The sequence below is a fragment of the Streptococcus sp. SM5 genome (assembly GCF_027497975.1).
The window spans coordinates 68,192-85,358 of the sequence record NZ_JAJNSC010000010.1; the positions used below are offsets into that span (position 1 = coordinate 68,192).

12 protein-coding genes and 1 pseudogene are annotated in these 17,167 nt (G+C 41.3%); 11 read left to right on the forward strand and 2 right to left on the reverse strand.

What is annotated here, in order from left to right; genetic code table 11:
- Window positions 1-191 precede the first annotated feature (191 nt).
- Together PAN07_RS09105 and PAN07_RS09110 are read left to right on the forward strand one after the other, a co-directional pair.
- Window positions 192-6,353, forward strand: a complete 6,162-nt coding sequence (locus PAN07_RS09105) for a ZmpA/ZmpB/ZmpC family metallo-endopeptidase (RefSeq protein ID WP_269797716.1) — start codon at window positions 192-194, stop codon at window positions 6,351-6,353.
- A gap of 152 nt (window positions 6,354-6,505) precedes the next feature.
- On the forward strand, window positions 6,506-7,198 hold the full coding sequence (locus PAN07_RS09110) for a phosphoglycerate mutase (RefSeq protein WP_000240129.1): 693 nt from the start codon (window positions 6,506-6,508) through the stop codon (window positions 7,196-7,198).
- Window positions 7,199-7,294: 96 nt separating this feature from the next.
- Here the strand turns inward: PAN07_RS09110 and PAN07_RS09115 are convergent, their stop codons facing one another.
- Entirely contained in the window at window positions 7,295-7,624 is a 330-nt protein-coding gene (locus PAN07_RS09115) for a helix-turn-helix domain-containing protein (RefSeq protein ID WP_004262396.1), read from the reverse strand.
- 147 nt (window positions 7,625-7,771) lie between these two features.
- On the opposite strand from PAN07_RS09115, the gene PAN07_RS09120 reads away from it, so the two are divergent.
- From PAN07_RS09120 to PAN07_RS09160, 9 genes and pseudogenes are all read left to right on the forward strand, one after another.
- Window positions 7,772-8,161, forward strand: a complete 390-nt coding sequence (locus PAN07_RS09120; RefSeq protein ID WP_004262393.1) for a nuclear transport factor 2 family protein — start codon at window positions 7,772-7,774, stop codon at window positions 8,159-8,161.
- A gap of 39 nt (window positions 8,162-8,200) precedes the next feature.
- Window positions 8,201-8,524: pseudogene (locus PAN07_RS09125) on the forward strand (2,3-bisphosphoglycerate-dependent phosphoglycerate mutase); the annotation flags it as partial.
- Window positions 8,525-8,638: 114 nt separating this feature from the next.
- Entirely contained in the window at window positions 8,639-9,340 is a 702-nt protein-coding gene (locus tag PAN07_RS09130) for an ABC transporter ATP-binding protein (RefSeq protein WP_269797736.1), read from the forward strand.
- Entirely contained in the window at window positions 9,336-12,044 is a 2,709-nt protein-coding gene (locus tag PAN07_RS09135; protein WP_346658453.1) for an FtsX-like permease family protein, read from the forward strand. The genes PAN07_RS09130 and PAN07_RS09135 overlap by 5 nt, the downstream gene beginning before the upstream one ends.
- 144 nt (window positions 12,045-12,188) lie before the next feature.
- Window positions 12,189-12,458, forward strand: a complete 270-nt coding sequence (gene rpsO, locus PAN07_RS09140) for a 30S ribosomal protein S15 (RefSeq protein WP_001018251.1) — start codon at window positions 12,189-12,191, stop codon at window positions 12,456-12,458.
- 381 nt (window positions 12,459-12,839) lie between these two features.
- The gene (locus tag PAN07_RS09145) at window positions 12,840-13,886 is read left to right on the forward strand and encodes an iron ABC transporter permease (protein ID WP_269797718.1); all 1,047 of its coding nucleotides are present in this window, start codon (window positions 12,840-12,842) and stop codon (window positions 13,884-13,886) included.
- A 1-nt stretch (window position 13,887) separates the two neighbouring features.
- Window positions 13,888-14,643: an ABC transporter ATP-binding protein gene (locus PAN07_RS09150; RefSeq protein WP_125448163.1), complete on the forward strand. Its 756-nt coding sequence runs from the start codon at window positions 13,888-13,890 to the stop codon at window positions 14,641-14,643.
- 19 nt (window positions 14,644-14,662) lie between these two features.
- Window positions 14,663-15,673: an ABC transporter substrate-binding protein gene (locus PAN07_RS09155; RefSeq protein ID WP_125448162.1), complete on the forward strand. Its 1,011-nt coding sequence runs from the start codon at window positions 14,663-14,665 to the stop codon at window positions 15,671-15,673.
- Window positions 15,654-16,346, forward strand: coding sequence for an alpha/beta hydrolase-fold protein (locus tag PAN07_RS09160; protein WP_218493623.1), 693 nt, complete (start codon window positions 15,654-15,656; stop codon window positions 16,344-16,346). The genes PAN07_RS09155 and PAN07_RS09160 overlap by 20 nt, the downstream gene beginning before the upstream one ends.
- A 43-nt stretch (window positions 16,347-16,389) precedes the next feature.
- Here PAN07_RS09160 and PAN07_RS09165 read toward each other — a convergent pair whose 3' ends face one another.
- Window positions 16,390-17,139, reverse strand: a complete 750-nt coding sequence (locus tag PAN07_RS09165) for a 1-acyl-sn-glycerol-3-phosphate acyltransferase (protein ID WP_269797719.1) — start codon at window positions 17,137-17,139, stop codon at window positions 16,390-16,392.
- Window positions 17,140-17,167 lie beyond the last annotated feature (28 nt).

Sequence of the window (17,167 nt, forward strand, 5' to 3'; positions counted from 1 at the left end):
AGCTATTTCATTCGTAAAATCTAAAGCATTTATTTGAGACAAGGAACTCTTTTTATAGTATAATGATGGTTGTAGATTGAATATATCAAAATATATATCGAAGTATTTTTGTTTCTTGTAAGTTTATCATAGTGAGGAAGCAAAATGCTTCTTCTATTTTGAAATGGATAAAATAATAGAGAGGATATAGAATGAAAAAATTTTTTGGAGAGAAGCAGCATCGTTTTTCCTTACGAAAGTTGGCGATTGGTCTTGTGTCTGCTTCAATTTCGAGCTTATTTTTTGTGTCCATTGCTAGCAGTGGGACTGTATTTGCTCAAGAAAATGTATCTGTTCACTACAAATACGTGACGGATACAGAACTGAGTAGTTATGAGAAGGACTTGATTGTAAAGGATTTTCCTAAAGTGGCTGAAGATAGTGAGAGCACTTACTATCTAGTCTACCGTATGGATGAGAAAGCCCAACTAGGTCAGTTGCCTCATACCGGTGAGCACAGTAATCTGGTTACCGTCCTTTCGGGTGGAGCCCTCGCTTCGATTGGACTCCTTATTTTTGCTGTTTCGAGAAAGAAAGGCAAGAAGAAAGCACTGTTGAAGGTTGTTTTGATAACAGGCATGGGGAGCGGTTTGGTTTCTTCGGTTCAGGCTATTGAAAATCAACTCTTGCTCCAATATAATCAAGAATATCAATTATCCCAAGGAGATAGTCTGCCTTTGCCAAGAGTCTTGTCAGGTTATACCTATCTAGGTTATATTAAGCAAGACAAGGAAGCTAGTCTGCAAGAAACTGCTGCTAGAGGTCAGAAACTAGACGACATGCTTCAACCTCATTTTCAGACCAATGAAGGTAGGCAAAAGGTAGGAGATGAGCGGAAAAATCCGTCTCCAACAAACCCTGCTGACAAGTCAATCCCTTCTCAAGATTCACCCAATCAAAAGCCGTCTGGTATTGCTAGTGTGGATCCTCAGGACGAAGTCTTGGCTGGTCGCGTGAACAAACCAGAGCTCCTATACAAAGACCAAGAGATTGTAACAAAACTAGATGTTTTAGAAGTGGTTCAAGAAAATCCCGAACTAGCAGAGGGAACCGTTCGTGTCAAACAAGAAGGTCGTGCTGGGAAGAAGGTTGAGGTTGTTCGTATTTTCACTGTTGAAAACCAAGAAATTACTCGTGAGATCCTCTCGACCAAGGTAGAAGAAGCCTTACCACGTATAGTAGAAAAAGGGACTAAGAAGGCAGTTGCTCCGAGTGAAGCACCCCAGTCTGCAAGAAAAGGAGAGCCTGAGACTCAGCCTTCCTTGCCAGAATATAAAGGTGAGCAATCTGGTGCAATAGTTGCCCCTGAGAAAACTGATAAACCAGCCTATACAGGAACTCAGTCTGGAGCAATAGTCGAACCCGAGAAAGTAGCTCCACAACCAGAGTACAAGGGAACTCAAGCTGGTGCCATCGTCGAACCTGAAACTCAGCCTTCCCTGCCAGAATATAAAGGTGAGCAATCGGGAGCTGTTGTAGCCCCTGAGAAAACTGATAAACCAGCCTATACAGGAACTCAGTCTGGAGCAATAGTCGAACCCGAGAAAGTAGCTCCACAACCAGAGTACAAGGGAACTCAAGCTGGTGCCATCGTCGAACCAGAGACTCAGCCTTCCCTGCCAGAATATAAAGGTGAGCAATCGGGAGCTGTTGTAGCCCCTGAGACAAATGAAAAACCAGAATATACTGGCACCCAATCTGGAGCAATAGTAGATCCTGAGCAGGTTTCTCCTCTTCCAGAATATACAGGAATTCAATCTGGTGCGATTGTTGAACCTGAAAAGCAGGAACCAGAGGTTGGAGGTGCTCAATCAGGGGCTTTGGTAGAACCAGAAACGGCTGATAAGCCATCCTATACAGGCGAGCAATCTGGAGCAATAGTCGAACCAGAGCAAGTAGCTCCACAACCAGAGTATAAGGGAACTCAATCTGGTGCCATCGTCGAACCAGAGACTCAGCCTTCCCTGCCAGAATATAAAGGTGAGCAATCTGGTGCAATAGTTGCCCCTGAGACAAATGAAAAACCAGAATATACAGGAATTCAATCTGGAGCCATCGTCGAACCAGAAACGGCTGATAAGCCATCCTATACAGGTACCCAGTCCGGAGCGGTTGTTGAACCAGAGCAAGTAGCTCCACAACCAGAGTACAAGGGAACTCAAGCTGGTGCCATCGTCGAACCAGAGACTCAGCCTTCCTTGCCAGAATATAAAGGTGAGCAATCGGGAGCTGTTGTAGCCCCTGAGACAAATGAAAAACCAGAATATACTGGCATTCAATCTGGAGCAATAGTCGAACCAGAACAGGTACCATCGAAACCATCTTATACAGGTACCCAATCCGGAGCGATTGTTGAACCCGAACAAATTGCCCCTCTTCCAGAATATACTGGCAATATTGAGCAAGAAAAACCAGAAAATCCGGCTGAAAAACCAAAAGAAAAAGATCCAGAAAAAACACTTGAATTAAGAAATGTTTCTGATCTGGAGTTATATAGTCAGACCAATGGTACTTACAAACAACATGTTTCTTTAGACAGTGTTCCAAGTAATATAGACACTTACTTTGTTAAGGTCAAATCGTCGTCATTCAAAGATGTCTATCTACCTGTCGCTTCAATAACTGTAGAAATAAAAAATGGACAATCAGTTTATAAAATCATAGCCAAAGCTGAGAAACTCCAGCAAGAGCTAGAAAATAAATATGTCGATAATTTCACTTTCTATCTCGCAAAAAAGGCCACAGAAGAAACAACAACCTTCACTTCCTTTAGCAACTTGGTTAAAGCAATCAACAAGAATCTCTCTGGAACCTATCATTTAGCGGCTAGCTTGAATGCCAACGAAGTGGAGTTGGGACCTGATGACAGATCTTACATCAAAGGCACCTTTACTGGTCAGTTGATTGGTGAAAAAGATGGTAAGCGGTATGCTATTTACAACTTGAAAAAGCCTCTTTTTGAAAGCTTGAGAGGGGCCACAGTAGAAAAGTTGAGCCTAAAAAATGTCTCTATTTCAGGTAAAGATGATATCGGTTCACTGGCAAATGAAGCTACGGATAACACAAAGATTAAGCAAGTTCATGTCGATGGTGTTCTGGCTGGGGAACGTGGTATCGGTGGTTTGTTGGCTAAGGCAGACCAATCAAGCATTACAGAGAGCAGTTTTAAGGGAAGAATTGTTAATACCTACGAAACGACTGCTGCATACAATATTGGTGGTCTGGTCGGTCATTTGACAGGAGGCAGAGCTTCACTGACTAAGTCAAAAGCGACAGTAGCCATTTCATCCAATACGAATAGTTCAGATCAGACTGTTGGTGGGCTAGCAGGTCTAGTAGACCAAGATGCGCATATACAGGATAGCTATGCTGAAGGTGATATCAACAATGTCAAGCACTTTGGTAGAGTTGCGGGTGTAGCTGGATATTTGTGGGATCGGAAGACGAATGAGGAACAGCATGCAGGAAGATTGACCAATGTACTAAGTGATGTCAATGTAACCAACGGGAATGCTATTACCGGTTACCACTATAATGAAATGAAGGTGTCTAATACATTCAGCAACAAAGCTAATAGAGTCTACAATGTCACCTTGGTCAGGGAAGAAGTCGTCAGCAAGGAATCATTTGTGGAAAGAGGAACAATTTTAGATGCTTCTGAAGTGACTAATAAAAAAGCAGAAATCAATCCTCTCGCTCCTCCAACAGTGGAGCCTCTTTCAACAAGTGGTAGTAAAGAAAGTGATTTTTCTAAGGTGAAGCATTATCAAGCTCAGCGCGCCTTAGCTTATAAAAATATTGAAAAATTGCTACCTTTCTACAACAAGGCAACCGTCGTCAAATACGGAAACCTGGTCAATGAGAACAGTCTTTTATATAAAAAAGCACTCTTGTCTGCAGTCATGATGAAGGATGACCAAGTAATTACGGACATTGTAACCAATAAAAAAAGTGCCAATAAACTCTTGCTCCATTACCAGGATCATTCCTCTGAAACATTCCAGCTCAAGTACCAGACTGATTTTGCTAAGTTAGCAGAATATAGTCTAGGAGATACGGGGCTTCTCTATACGCCAAACCAATTCTTGTATAATCAAGAAACGATTATCCAGCAAGTCTTACCAGAATTGAAGAAGGTAAATTATCATTCAGACGCTATTAGAAACACACTTGGTATTTCACCAAAAGTGAAGCAAACCGAGCTCTATTTAGAAGAACAGTTTACTAAAACGAAGGAACATCTAGAAGAAAGTCTGAGAAAACTCTTGTCAGCGGATGCTGGTCTAGTGGAAAACAATCAAGTAATGACAGGTTACATCGTAGATAAAATCAAGCGCAACAAGGAAGCCTTGCTTCTTGGTATGAGTTACTTAGAGCGTTGGTATAACTTTAGCTATGGTCAGGTCAATATTAAAGACTTGGTCTTGTATCACCTTGATTTCTTTGGTAAAGGAAATGCATCTCCGTTAGATACTTTGATTGAGTTAGGGAAATCAGGATTTAATAATCTGCTTGCTAAGAACAACGTTGATACTTATGGTATCAGTCTTGCCAGCCATCATGGAACAACAGATCTGTTTAGCACGCTAGAACATTACCGAAAAGTCTTTTTACCAAATACTAGCAACAATGACTGGTTTAAATCCCAGACCAAAGCTTTCATTGTCGAAGAAAAATCCACTATTGCAGAGGTCAAAGCCAAGCAAGAGCAAGCAGGAACTAAGTACTCTATCGGTGTTTATGACCGAATTACTAGTAGCACTTGGAAATACCGCAATATGGTCTTGCCTCTCCTTACTTTGCCAGAAAGATCTGTATTTGTCATTTCAACCTTGTCTAGTCTAGGATTTGGCGCTTACGATCGCTACCGCAACAGTGACTATAAGGCTGGAGATAAACTCAATAAGTTTGTTGAAGATAATGCGCGTGAAACAGCCAAGCGTCAGCGAGATCACTACGATTATTGGTATCGTATTTTAGATAATCAGGGACGTGAAAAACTCTATCGTACGATCCTGCTTTATGATGCCTATAAGTTTGGTGATGATCATACTGAAGGAAAGGCTTCAACAATCGCAGACTTTGAGAATTCAAATCCTGCAATGCAACATTTCTTTGGACCAGTTGGTAACAAGGTGGTTCATAATCATCACGGTGCATACGCAACAGGAGATGGTGTCTATTATATGTCTTACCGTATGTTGGATAAGGATGGCGCTATTACGTATACCCATGAGATGACCCATGATTCAGATCAGGATATCTATCTTGGTGGTTATGGTAGAAGAAGTGGTCTTGGTCCTGAATTCTTTGCTAAAGGCTTATTACAAGCGCCAGATCATCCAAATGATGCAACCATTACCATTAACTCAATCTTGAAACATTCAAAATCAGATAGCATGGAAGGATCCCGTCTACAAGTCTTAGATCCGACGGAACGATTCAAAGATGCATCCGATCTCCAGAAATACGCTCATAATATGTTTGACCTCATCTATCTGTTGGAATATCTTGAAGGGCAATCGATCGTTAAGAAACTGAATGTTTCCCAGAAAATGGAAGCTCTCAGAAAAATCGAGAATCACTATCTAACAGATCCTGCTGATGGCAATGATGTCTATGCTACTAATGTTGTGAAAAATTTGACTGAAGATGAAGCTAAAAAATTGACGAGCTTTGAGAGTTTGATTGACAATAATATTCTTTCGGCTCGTGAGTATCAGGCTGGTACTTATGAGAGAAATGGCTATTTTACGATTAAACTCTTTGCACCAATCTTTTCAGCATTGAGCAGTGAGAAAGGTACTCCTGGAGATCTTATGGGACGTAGGATAGCTTATGAACTCTTAGCTGCTAAAGGATTTAAAGATGGTATGGTCCCATATATTTCCAACCAATATGAAGAAATTGCTAAACAAAATGGTCAGACAATCAACCTCTACGGTAAAAAGCAAGGATTAGTGACAGATAAGCTTGTTTTAGAAAAGCTATTTGGTGGTCAATATTCATCTTGGGCAGCCTTTAAAAAAGCTATGTATCAAGAGCGCGTTGCTCAGTTTGATCATTTGAATAAAATTACTTTTAAAGATCCGATGCAATCATGGATGAGCAATGCCACGAAAACCATTCAAAGAGTAAATGAGTTGCAAGAACTCATGGACAAAGCTGTTCTCAAGGATGCAGAAGGTACGCGTTGGAGTGACTATAACCCAGAAACTGACAGTGCTGTCCATAAACTTAAGAGAGCAGTCTTTAAAGCCTACCTAGACCAAACAAATGATTTTAGAACCTCTATTTTTGCAAATAAAAAGTAATGAATTATAGAAGTTCCTAATCAGGATGAGAGGACTTTACTTCCTGACTGTCAGAACTTGTCGATTTTAACTAGCTTTTTTGTGAAAAATTGTGTAAAATAGAATAGATAAACGAGGGGAAACCTCGGAAAATTTAAAGGAGAATCCATCTAATGGTAAAATTGGTTTTTGCTCGCCACGGTGAGTCTGAATGGAACAAAGCTAACCTTTTCACTGGTTGGGCTGATGTTGATTTGTCTGAAAAAGGTACACAACAAGCGATTGACGCTGGTAAATTGATCAAAGAAGCTGGTATCGAATTTGACCAAGCTTACACTTCAGTATTGAAACGTGCGATCAAAACAACTAACTTGGCTCTTGAAGCTTCTGACCAATTGTGGGTTCCAGTTGAAAAATCATGGCGTTTGAACGAACGTCACTACGGTGGTTTGACTGGTAAAAACAAAGCTGAAGCTGCTGAACAATTTGGTGATGAGCAAGTTCACATCTGGCGTCGTTCATACGATGTATTGCCTCCAAACATGGACCGTGATGATGAGCACTCAGCTCACACTGACCGTCGTTACGCTTCACTTGACGATTCAGTTATTCCAGATGCTGAAAACTTGAAAGTGACTTTGGAACGTGCCCTTCCATTCTGGGAAGATAAAATCGCTCCAGCTCTTAAAGATGGTAAAAACGTATTCGTAGGAGCTCACGGTAACTCAATCCGTGCCCTTGTAAAACACATCAAAGGTTTGTCAGATGACGAAATCATGGACGTGGAAATCCCTAACTTCCCACCATTGGTATTCGAATTTGACGAAAAATTGAATGTAGTTTCTGAATACTACCTTGGAAAATAATTATAAATGATAAAAGGCAGGATTTATTCTGCCTTTTTTTGTGAAGTGTCTCTCTATTTGTCTTACTTTATAAGGTGAGACGAATAGAGGAGATAATCAGTTTAGAATTTCTATATACTCCAGTCCCCAGCTTTCAATGGCATCTAGGACATCTTGAAATTTTCTCCCCATTTCAGTTAGACTGTATTCGACCCGTGGAGGAACTTCAGCATAGACCTTACGCTCCACGATTTTATCCTTTTCGAGCTGTCTGAGGTGTCGTGTTAGAATGGTTTGGGTAATGCCAGGAATCAGCCGTTGTAGTTCATTAAACCGCTTAGTTCCCGTACTGAGTTGATAGATGATGACTAGAGCCCACTTACCTGTTAGCACACGCTGTGTTGTGGCAAAAGGGCAAATTCCAAATTCACTGACTTTAGTTACCATTATTCCTCCAAATTTTTTTAAAAAATATTCTCTTATTTGTCAATAATAGTATCTTATTTGATACTAAATAATAATAAAGTGCCTACTTGTTTTTTTGTTAGTAGATGATAAAATTATATCATAAATAAAAGAAACGAGGAGTAACTCATGTCAGTAAATTTAGAAATTTTTAACGCGTATAACAATGGTCTTATAACAGGTAATTTTCCAGCTGTTTTTGAGACTATGGCAGATGATATCATCTGGCATCAGCCAGGTCAGAATAGTACTTCTGGTACAGTGGTTGGAAAAGAAGCTCTTGGAGTCCACTTAGCTCAATTTTCAGAAAAAACAAACGGTACCTTTAAAGTATTGACTAACTGGGTATCTGATAATACTGACCTTGTAGCAGCCAGTGTGACCTTTGTCGGAACTCGTCCAGATGGTGAAGAACTCAACATGAACGGTATTGATCTTTTCCGCATAGAAGATGGAAAAATCAAGGAAGTTTGGCTCTTTTCATCAGATCAAGCAGTAGAAGATGCTTTCTGGGGTTAGACAGTAAATTAATCTAGAATCTGAAATGAAATTTGATGTATGGACCGTGATGATGAGCACTCAGCTTACACTGACCGTCGTTACGCTTCACTTGACGACTCAGTTATCCCAGATGTTGAAAACTTGAAATTGACTTTGGAACGTACCCGTTCATTCTGGGAAGATAAAATCGCTCCAGCTCTTAAAGATGGTAAAAACGTATTCATAGGAGCTCACGGTAACTCAATCCGTGCTCTTGTAAAACACATCAAAGGTTTGTCAGATGACGAAATCATGGATGTGGAAATCCCTAACTTCCCACCATTGGTATTCGAATTTGACGAAACATTGAACGTAGTTTCTGAATACTATCTTGGAAAATAATTTGTAAAAAGAAAGCCTAGGAATACCTAGGTTTTTCTTTTTATTCTAGTATCCAACTCTTCGAAAAAGCGTTATAATGATATTAAGAAGTAGTTAAAGAAAGTGAGGTTGATGATGGCTTATATTGAGATGAAACACTGTTACAAGCGTTATCAGGTTGGGGACACGGAGATTGTGGCCAATCGCGATGTGAATTTTGAGATTGAAAAGGGTGAATTGGTTATCATTCTAGGTGCATCTGGTGCGGGCAAGTCAACGGTTCTTAATCTTCTTGGGGGAATGGATACCAATGACGAGGGGGAAATCTGGATTGATGGTGCCAATATTGCAGATTATAGTTCCCACCAGAGGACCAATTATCGTAGAAATGATGTCGGTTTTGTTTTTCAGTTTTATAATCTAGTTTCCAATCTGACAGCTAAGGAAAATGTGGAACTGGCCTCAGAAATCGTGATGGATGCCTTGGATCCTGAACAGGTCTTGACAGATGTGGGTCTTGCTCATCGGATGAATAACTTTCCAGCTCAGCTTTCTGGAGGAGAGCAACAGCGAGTCTCTATTGCACGCGCGGTAGCCAAAAATCCTAAAATTCTCCTTTGTGATGAACCAACTGGAGCCTTGGATTATCAGACAGGCAAGCAAGTCTTGAAGATTCTCCAAGACATGTCTCGTCAAAAGGGAGCGACGGTAATTATCGTGACTCACAATAGCTCGCTAGCTCCTATCGCAGATCGGGTGATTCACATGCGTGATGCTACTGTTATGAGAGTAACAATCAATGAGCATCCACAGGCTATCGATACATTGGAGTATTAGCATGAAAAAAACATACCGAAAAGACTTGCTCCAGTCGGTGACTGCTTCTAAGGGACGCTTTTTATCTATCTTGACCTTGATGATGCTGGGGTCTTTAGCTCTAGTAGGTCTCAAAGTGACTAGCCCGAATATGGAACGTACGGCTGAGGATTATCTCCGTAAAGCAAATACCTTGGATCTGGCAGTGATAGCTGATTATGGATTGGATAAAAAGGATCAAGACGAACTAAAGACCCTTCAAGGAGCAAGTGTTGAGTTTGGCTATATGGCAGACCTAACAGTTGAAAATAGTGAAGAAGCGGTTCGACTTTATTCCAAGCCGGAGGGAATTTCAACCTTCCAAGTGACAGAAGGGCGACTTCCAGAGGCTGATGGGGAAATTTCCTTGGCAGATTTCTGGAAAGACCGTTATCAGGTTGGGCAGACTATCACCTTTAGCAAGACAGAAGAAGGGAAGACCGTCATAAAATCCCAATCTTTCACCATTACTGGATTTGTTCAGTCGGGTGAGATCCTTTCTAAAGAAGATTTAGGAGGAGCTAGTAGTGGAAATGGAAGCTTGGCTGGCTATGGAGTGATTTTACCCAGTCAGTTTGATACAGAAGTGTACAGCATTGCGCGTGTGCGCTATGACGATTTAAAAAATTTGGATGCTTTTTCATCAGAATATAGAAGAAAACGAGATCAACACCAGGAAGACTTACAAAACTTGCTTGCCGATAATGGTCAAAAAAGATTGGCAAGTATCAAAACAAATGGGCAAAAGAGCTTGGAAGATGGGAAAGAGCAGCTCCAAACAGCTGAAAGTAACCTTCAAAAAGGCAAGAGTCAGTTAGAACAGGCTGAAAGTCGATTGAAAACTCAAGAAGAACAAGTGACCACTTTGCCTGAGCCTCAAAAGAGTCAAGCCAAGGAGCAATTGACAAAAGCTAAGGAAGAATTGGCTACAGAAAAAGAAAAAATGGCTCAGACAGAGAGTAATCTAGCCAAGGAAAAAGAGAAGCTTGAACAACGACAGAAAGAGTTTGATGAACTGGCAGAACCTACTTACCATGTATACAACCGCCAAACCATGCCAGGCGGTCAAGGCTATCTCATGTACAGTAACGCTTCAGCAAGTATTCGTTCTGTCGGTAATATCTTTCCCGTGGTGCTTTTTATGGTTGCTGCAATGGTAACCTTTACAACTATGACTCGCTTTGTGGATGAAGAACGCACCAATGCTGGTATTTTCAAGGCTCTAGGTTACCAGAATCAAGATATTGTTGCCAAGTTTGTCCTCTATGGTTTTCTTGCAGGAACTGTGGGAACCGTTTTAGGAACGCTTCTAGGACATTATATCCTTGCAGGCGTGATTTCGGATGTTATAACAGCTGGAATGGTCGTTGGGAAAAGTCAGGAGTATTTCTACTGGTCTTATAGCCTTCTTGCCCTGGCCTTAAGTTGGGTGTCCAGTGTCTTGCCAGCTTATCTAGTGGCACGGAGGGAACTACACGATGAAGCAGCCCAACTCTTACTTCCTAAACCTCCCGTTAAGGGATCAAAGATTTTGCTGGAACGCCTGAGCTTTATTTGGAGTTGTTTGAGCTTCACTCATAAGGTTACGGCGCGAAATATTTTCCGTTATAAGCAACGGATGTTGATGACCATTTTTGGAGTTGCGGGTTCGGTTGCTCTCCTATTTGCAGGTCTTGGCATTCAGTCTTCTGTGGGAGGAGTTGTCGAGCGTCAATTTGAACAAATCCAGCAATACCAGATGATTGTAGCGGAAAAGAGCAGTGTAACGGAGCAAGAAAAAGCAGACCTAGAAAGTGCCTTGCAAGCTGAGCCTATCCATGCTTATCAAAAGATTTACTCTAAATCCATTGAAAAAGATTTCAAAGGAAAAGCAGGACTTCAGACTATCACCATAATGGTTACAAGCAGAGAAAATTTCAACCCCTTTATCGCATTAGAGGAAAATGGCCAAGAGGTGCAGGTCACAGATGGAGCAGTCGTGAGTCAAAAATTAGCTCAACTAGCAGATGTTACGGTTGGAGACAAGCTGGAGCTTGATGGGAAAGAAATCAGGGTCGCGGCTATTTCTGAAAACTATGTTGGACACTTTGTTTATCTCAATCGAGCGACATACGAACAAGTCTACGGTACCAGTCCGAAAGACAATACCTACCTAGTAAAATTAAAAGAGCCAACACCATCCAATACGGAGAAAGAAGCTGCGGCCTTTATGAAAAAAACTGCTGTTTCTGGGGTGATCCAAAATGCAACGGCTATCCACCTTTTTGAATCTGTAGCCAATTCTCTCAATAAAACCATGGCAATCCTTGTCCTTGTTTCCGTCTTGCTAGCCATTGTCATTCTTTACAATCTCACCAATATCAATGTGGCAGAACGTATCCGTGAACTTTCGACCATCAAGGTTCTCGGTTTCCATAATAAAGAAGTGACCCTCTATATCTACCGCGAGACCATGGTGCTGTCCTTTGTGGGGATTGTTCTCGGTTTGGTAGCTGGCTACTATTTACATCAATTTTTGATTCAAATGATCTCACCTGCCACCATACTTTTTTATCCACGAGTCAGCTGGGAAGTCTATGCTCTTCCAATCATCGCAGTGACTGTAATCTTAGCCTTACTGGGTCTCTTTGTCAATCACCACTTGAGAAAGGTGGATATGCTTGAAGCCCTGAAATCAGTAGAGTAGATCAAGTTTTTAAAAAGTAAATCAGTTGACAAAGTCTCTGCTTCTTGGTAGAATAAGAACTGTCGTAAAGACAAATAACTTCTTCTTGGTTACAGGCATGCCAACCTGTCACTCGGATGAAGCCAAATAAAAAGGAGAAACATCATGGCAATCTCAAAAGAGAAAAAAAATGAAATCATCGCACAATATGCACGTCACGAAGGTGATACAGGTTCAGTAGAGGTTCAAGTTGCTGTCCTTACTTGGGAAATCAACCACCTTAACGAACACATCAAACAACACAAAAAAGACCACGCTACTTACCGTGGATTGATGAAGAAAATCGGTCGCCGTCGTAACTTGCTTGCATACTTGCGTAAAAACGACGTTAACCGTTACCGTGAGTTAATCAACTCTCTAGGACTTCGTCGTTAATTCAAGATACAAAGGCCGTCAAAAGCACAAAGCAAAAATAGGAAAATTGACGAAGAAACTTCAGTTTCTAGGAGATTTTATCTTTTTTGCCAAGTGCTTAGGCCGTGTTCAATTGAGCATATCTTGATAATGAAGCTACTCTAAATTGGGTAGCTTTTTTTGTATTGATTTTAGCCCGAGCTCAAATCAGCTCTCTGACTTCAGAGGGCTTTTTATGTTGTCACTTTACCTCTATATACTCAAGTATAATCTTCGGTTACGATTATTAGCACTGTGAGACCAACTATATTCATTTTTCTCAGCTTGTTCCATTGTTGAAAATATGGTATACTTTTCATGAGAATTTTCTAAATTTTTAAGATTCTATCAAAGGAGGTTTGCATGCTTTCCAAATTTTCTGGAAGCCGACAGGACCTGCAATTTGTATTGCTTTTAGGTATTTTACTAGGTGTTTTAGGAATTTCCCTCTTTCTAGCAGTTTCAATGGGATCCGTTGCGATTCATCTAGGAGATACCTATCGGATTATTTTGAGCAGGTTAGGATTTCCTCTTGAGATAGGAGAGGTTTCTAAGTCTACTCTTGCCATTGTATGGAACATGAGATTCCCTCGAGTATTGTTAGGTCTGATAGTAGGAGCAGGCCTTTCTATGTGTGGTAGCGTGATGCAGTCTACAGTGAACAATCCCATCGCTGAGCCTTATGTCTTAGGCATCTCTGCGGGTGCAACTCTAGGGGCAACCTTGAGCATCATTCTTGGTTTAAAAGTGATGATTAGCCTTGGAGCTTTTCTTGGAGCTATTTTGGCAACAATTGCTGTCCTCATCATTGCCTCTATGCAGGGAAGGATGACGATTTCTAGTCTAATCTTATCGGGAACGGTGGTCAACGCTCTCTTTCTGGCTTTTTCCAACTTTATTATCTCAGTTGGCGCTAATGCGGATAGCGTGATGACCATTAAGTTTTGGACCATGGGCTCGCTCGCTGGGACTTCCTGGGCAGACTTGGTCCTGCCAACTATAGTAGTAGGAATAGCCTTTCTATTTTTCTCTACTCAGTATCGTGTTTTCAATGCGATGATGATGGGAGATGAGGCTGCTTTAACTTTGGGGATTCCTTTACGCTTTTATTGGTATCTTTATGTGACCATGGTGGCTGTGCTGACAGCAGTCTTAGTGGCAACCTGTGGGATTATTGGATTTGTCGGTCTGATTACTCCACATTTAGCTCGAGGGTTAGTAGGAACGAATTACAAGAGGCTTTTTCCTGTTGCAACCTTGCTAGGTGCCCTCTTTGTCATCTGGGCAGACGTACTCTCTCGTATCATCATTCCAAACGCAGAGCTTCCTATTGGTATTTTCACAGCCTTAGTAGGTGCTCCCTTCTTCATCTACATTGTTGGAGGTCGGCGAAGGGAGGTGAGGGTCTGATATGGACTTGATTTGTCAGGATATCCACTTTGGACTAGGAGAGAAAAAAATCCTCAAAGGAGTCTCTCTTAAGGTTGAGGAGCATCAATTTCACACGATACTAGGACCAAATGGAAGCGGGAAAACCAGTCTACTTAAACTCCTCTATCGTCAGGAAAAGGCGGACAAAGGCTTGATAAGCCTAGATGGAAAGCCACTGGAACATTGGTCACTCAAAGAAACAGCCAAGCAAATGGCAGTTGTGACTCAGTTTAATCAATTGCAGTTTGATTGTACAGTTGAAGAAATCGTCTTGCTGGGAAGAACTCCCCACCTCTCTTTTTTACAGAAGGAAAGGGAAAGAGATTATGCCCTCGTTCAAGATGCTCTTGTCAAGGTGGATATGCTTGAGAAGAAAACTCGTCTCTATTCGTCCCTGTCAGGGGGAGAGAAACAGCGAGTCTTACTAGCCCGCGCTTTGGCGCAAGAACCGACTCTCTTGCTCCTGGACGAACCAACCAATCACCTGGATATCAGGTATCAGCTAGACTTGTTGGCTATTGTGAAGGAGCTCAAGGTCAATGTTCTAGCTGTCCTACATGATATTCAACTTGCTTGTCGCTATTCGGATTATCTCTATCTGATGAAAGAGGGAGAAATCCTTTACCAAGGGACTCCAAAGGAGACCATCACCCCTGAGTCATTGCAAACTGTATACGGAGTTCAAAGTCAGGTGACTTGGACCGAGGACCAGCAAGCCATGATTCACTATTTATAAGAATGAAAAGGAAAACAAAATGAAAAAAACACTAAGCATTTTACTCGTAACAGTAGCTACCTTAACTTTGGCAGCTTGTGGTAACACTACTACAGAAAAAGCTACCACACAATCTAGCACAGAGACAAGTCAAAAGGCTAAAGCAGAGACGACTTATCCGCTAACTATCAAAACCTATGATGCTAAAGGAAATGAAGTCGAACAAGTTTTTGACAAGGCACCTGAAAAAGTTATCACCAACAATCTTTCAACCACTGAAATCTTATTGGAGTTGGGGTTGAAGGATAAAATTGTTGGCATGCTCAATCCAGACAATGCTGTGACGGACAAATACAAGGACGCGATTGCGACGATTCCTCAAATTGGGGATAAAAAAACAGTCTCACAAGAGACAGTCCTTTCTTATGAGCCGGACGCTGTGATGGGGCGAAACATGATGTTTTCTGAAAAATCCTTGGGGACAGTTAGCGCTTGGAATGAAAACAAAATCCCAATTTATACGCAAAAAGCTTCTCTCTCTACAATTCAGCAAGATTTGGGGAATATCGTAGAAGATGTCAAAAATCTTGGCATGATTTTTAATGTTCAGGACAAGGCTAATGAATACGCATCCCAATTACAAACTAAAATTGATGCTGTTAAGAAAGCAAACCCAGCAAGTCAAGGTGAAAAGAAAAAGGCTTTGATTATGGTTGCCTATAATGATGAAACCTTCGGTGCCTACAAGTCTGCTTTGCAAGAAAGTTTGCTGAACCAACTTGGTTATACAAACGTTGCTACGGGTACATCAGGCTTGACCTTGGAAAATCTCGTGTCAATGGATCCTGAATTGATTATCTATGTAACCAGCGACCGCAATAAAAAATTGGATGAAAAAGCAGTAGAGTTGATGAAGGCAAATGCTGTTTTGGAAAGCGTTCCTGCTATTAAGAATCAAAAAATCATGACCATCTCTTACGATGAATTGATGGACTATGGTCCAGCAGTGATTGATTCCCTTGAGAAAATCAATGACTTTATCAATAAATAATGAGTTTGATTGGGAAGGAATTCAAGTTAAAATCAGCCTTCCTTCTAACTACGACCCCAATCAAATCTATCCGGCAATTTTATTGAATGATGGAAACTTGGACTTCCTATCGTCCCTTTCCGAATCTGTGATTTTAGTGGGATTGACCTCTAAAAATCGCCTAGATGACTACACTCCTTGGAAGGCAGCTGCTCTGAGAGATGGAGCTCCAGAGTTTGGAGGTCAGGCCAACGTCTATCATGATCATTTATTTGGAGGTCTTTTAGACAAGTTGCAGTCGCTTTATCGCCTGGATGAAGCACGCCTTGCTTATGGAGGTTATTCACTAGGTGGTTTAGCGGCAGTCTACAGTCTTTTCAGCTTTGACAAGGTTTCCTGTGTCTTTTCGATCTGCGGTTCCTTTTGGTATCCTGATTTTGTGACTTACTGCAAGACAGAGACAGTGAAAAATTTGGACTGTTTGCTGTATTTACAGAACGGTCAAACAGAAGGAGCACACCATACTAATCGCTTGGCTCAAGCACCAGTCTATGCTGAGCAGATCCATACCAGTCTTCAGAAACACTATCCGAACTGTCAGTTTGTCTTTGACCCTTATGGGCATCATGAACAAGTGGATGAGAGATTTCTAGCTTTTTCTAACTGGTTAGCTCAAAAATGGAAAATCGAATAAAAGATTTATCCCTTGGCTTTTGCCAAGGGATTGTTGTATTTATTTAAATAAGTTTTTCTCTTTTCTTATCTGGATTCCATACGAAGCTTGCGATAAAGCTAAAGATGATGGTTAGGATAGCGAGGATAATGGCAAGGATGAGGGCAGGGATGCGGATAAGCCACCAGAGTGGGTTTGGTTTTTTATTATTGTGCCATTGTTTCGTTTCTTGGTCCAAACGTTGGAATTCTGCTTGAATGCGATTGGCTACTGTTTCAATGCCTTCATCATTCATTTTCTTGATATCGGAGATATCGATTGGATTTCCAAAGTTCATATCGACACGCTCACGGCTAACCAAGCCTTTCAAGGTCATGGGACCTGTGTAGGTAACCGGCATGATACGGACCTTGGCCATTTTGGCAATCAGAGCTACGCCACCTTTTACATCGTTTGAGTGACGGCTCCCACTTGGAAACATGATGAGAGAGCGGTCACTTTTTTTGAGAACATTGATAGGGTATTTGATGGCAGAAGCGCTAGGATTTTCCCGGTCGATAGGAAAGGCACCACACATACGAATCCACCAACCAAAGATACGGTTGGTAAAGAGCTCTTTTTTGGCCATAAAGATAAACTGTTTTGGCTTGGTCGCAAAAGCCATGTAAACTGGATCCCACCAAGTGCGGTGAGGTGCAACCAGGATATAATTTTCATCTTGATTAGGAATTTTATCAGTATTATGATAGTGGGCATTGCCATTAACAGACCATAGGAGCAATACAACCAATCCACGTAAATAAGTATAAAACATGCGATCTCCTTCGATTATTTCTTGTTAT

Coding starts and splice junctions, on each gene's coding strand:
- PAN07_RS09115 (WP_004262396.1), bottom strand. CDS start 7,624: ATGGTAACTAAAGTCAGTGAATTTGGAATTTGCCCTTTTGCCACAACA.
- rpsO (WP_001018251.1), top strand. CDS start 12,189: ATGGCAATCTCAAAAGAGAAAAAAAATGAAATCATCGCACAATATGCA.
- PAN07_RS09150 (WP_125448163.1), top strand. CDS start 13,888: ATGGACTTGATTTGTCAGGATATCCACTTTGGACTAGGAGAGAAAAAA.
- PAN07_RS09165 (WP_269797719.1), bottom strand. CDS start 17,139: ATGTTTTATACTTATTTACGTGGATTGGTTGTATTGCTCCTATGGTCT.
- PAN07_RS09130 (WP_269797736.1), top strand. CDS start 8,639: ATGGCTTATATTGAGATGAAACACTGTTACAAGCGTTATCAGGTTGGG.
- PAN07_RS09155 (WP_125448162.1), top strand. CDS start 14,663: ATGAAAAAAACACTAAGCATTTTACTCGTAACAGTAGCTACCTTAACT.
- PAN07_RS09120 (WP_004262393.1), top strand. CDS start 7,772: ATGTCAGTAAATTTAGAAATTTTTAACGCGTATAACAATGGTCTTATA.
- PAN07_RS09145 (WP_269797718.1), top strand. CDS start 12,840: ATGCTTTCCAAATTTTCTGGAAGCCGACAGGACCTGCAATTTGTATTG.
- PAN07_RS09105 (WP_269797716.1), top strand. CDS start 192: ATGAAAAAATTTTTTGGAGAGAAGCAGCATCGTTTTTCCTTACGAAAG.
- PAN07_RS09110 (WP_000240129.1), top strand. CDS start 6,506: ATGGTAAAATTGGTTTTTGCTCGCCACGGTGAGTCTGAATGGAACAAA.
- PAN07_RS09160 (WP_218493623.1), top strand. CDS start 15,654: ATGACTTTATCAATAAATAATGAGTTTGATTGGGAAGGAATTCAAGTT.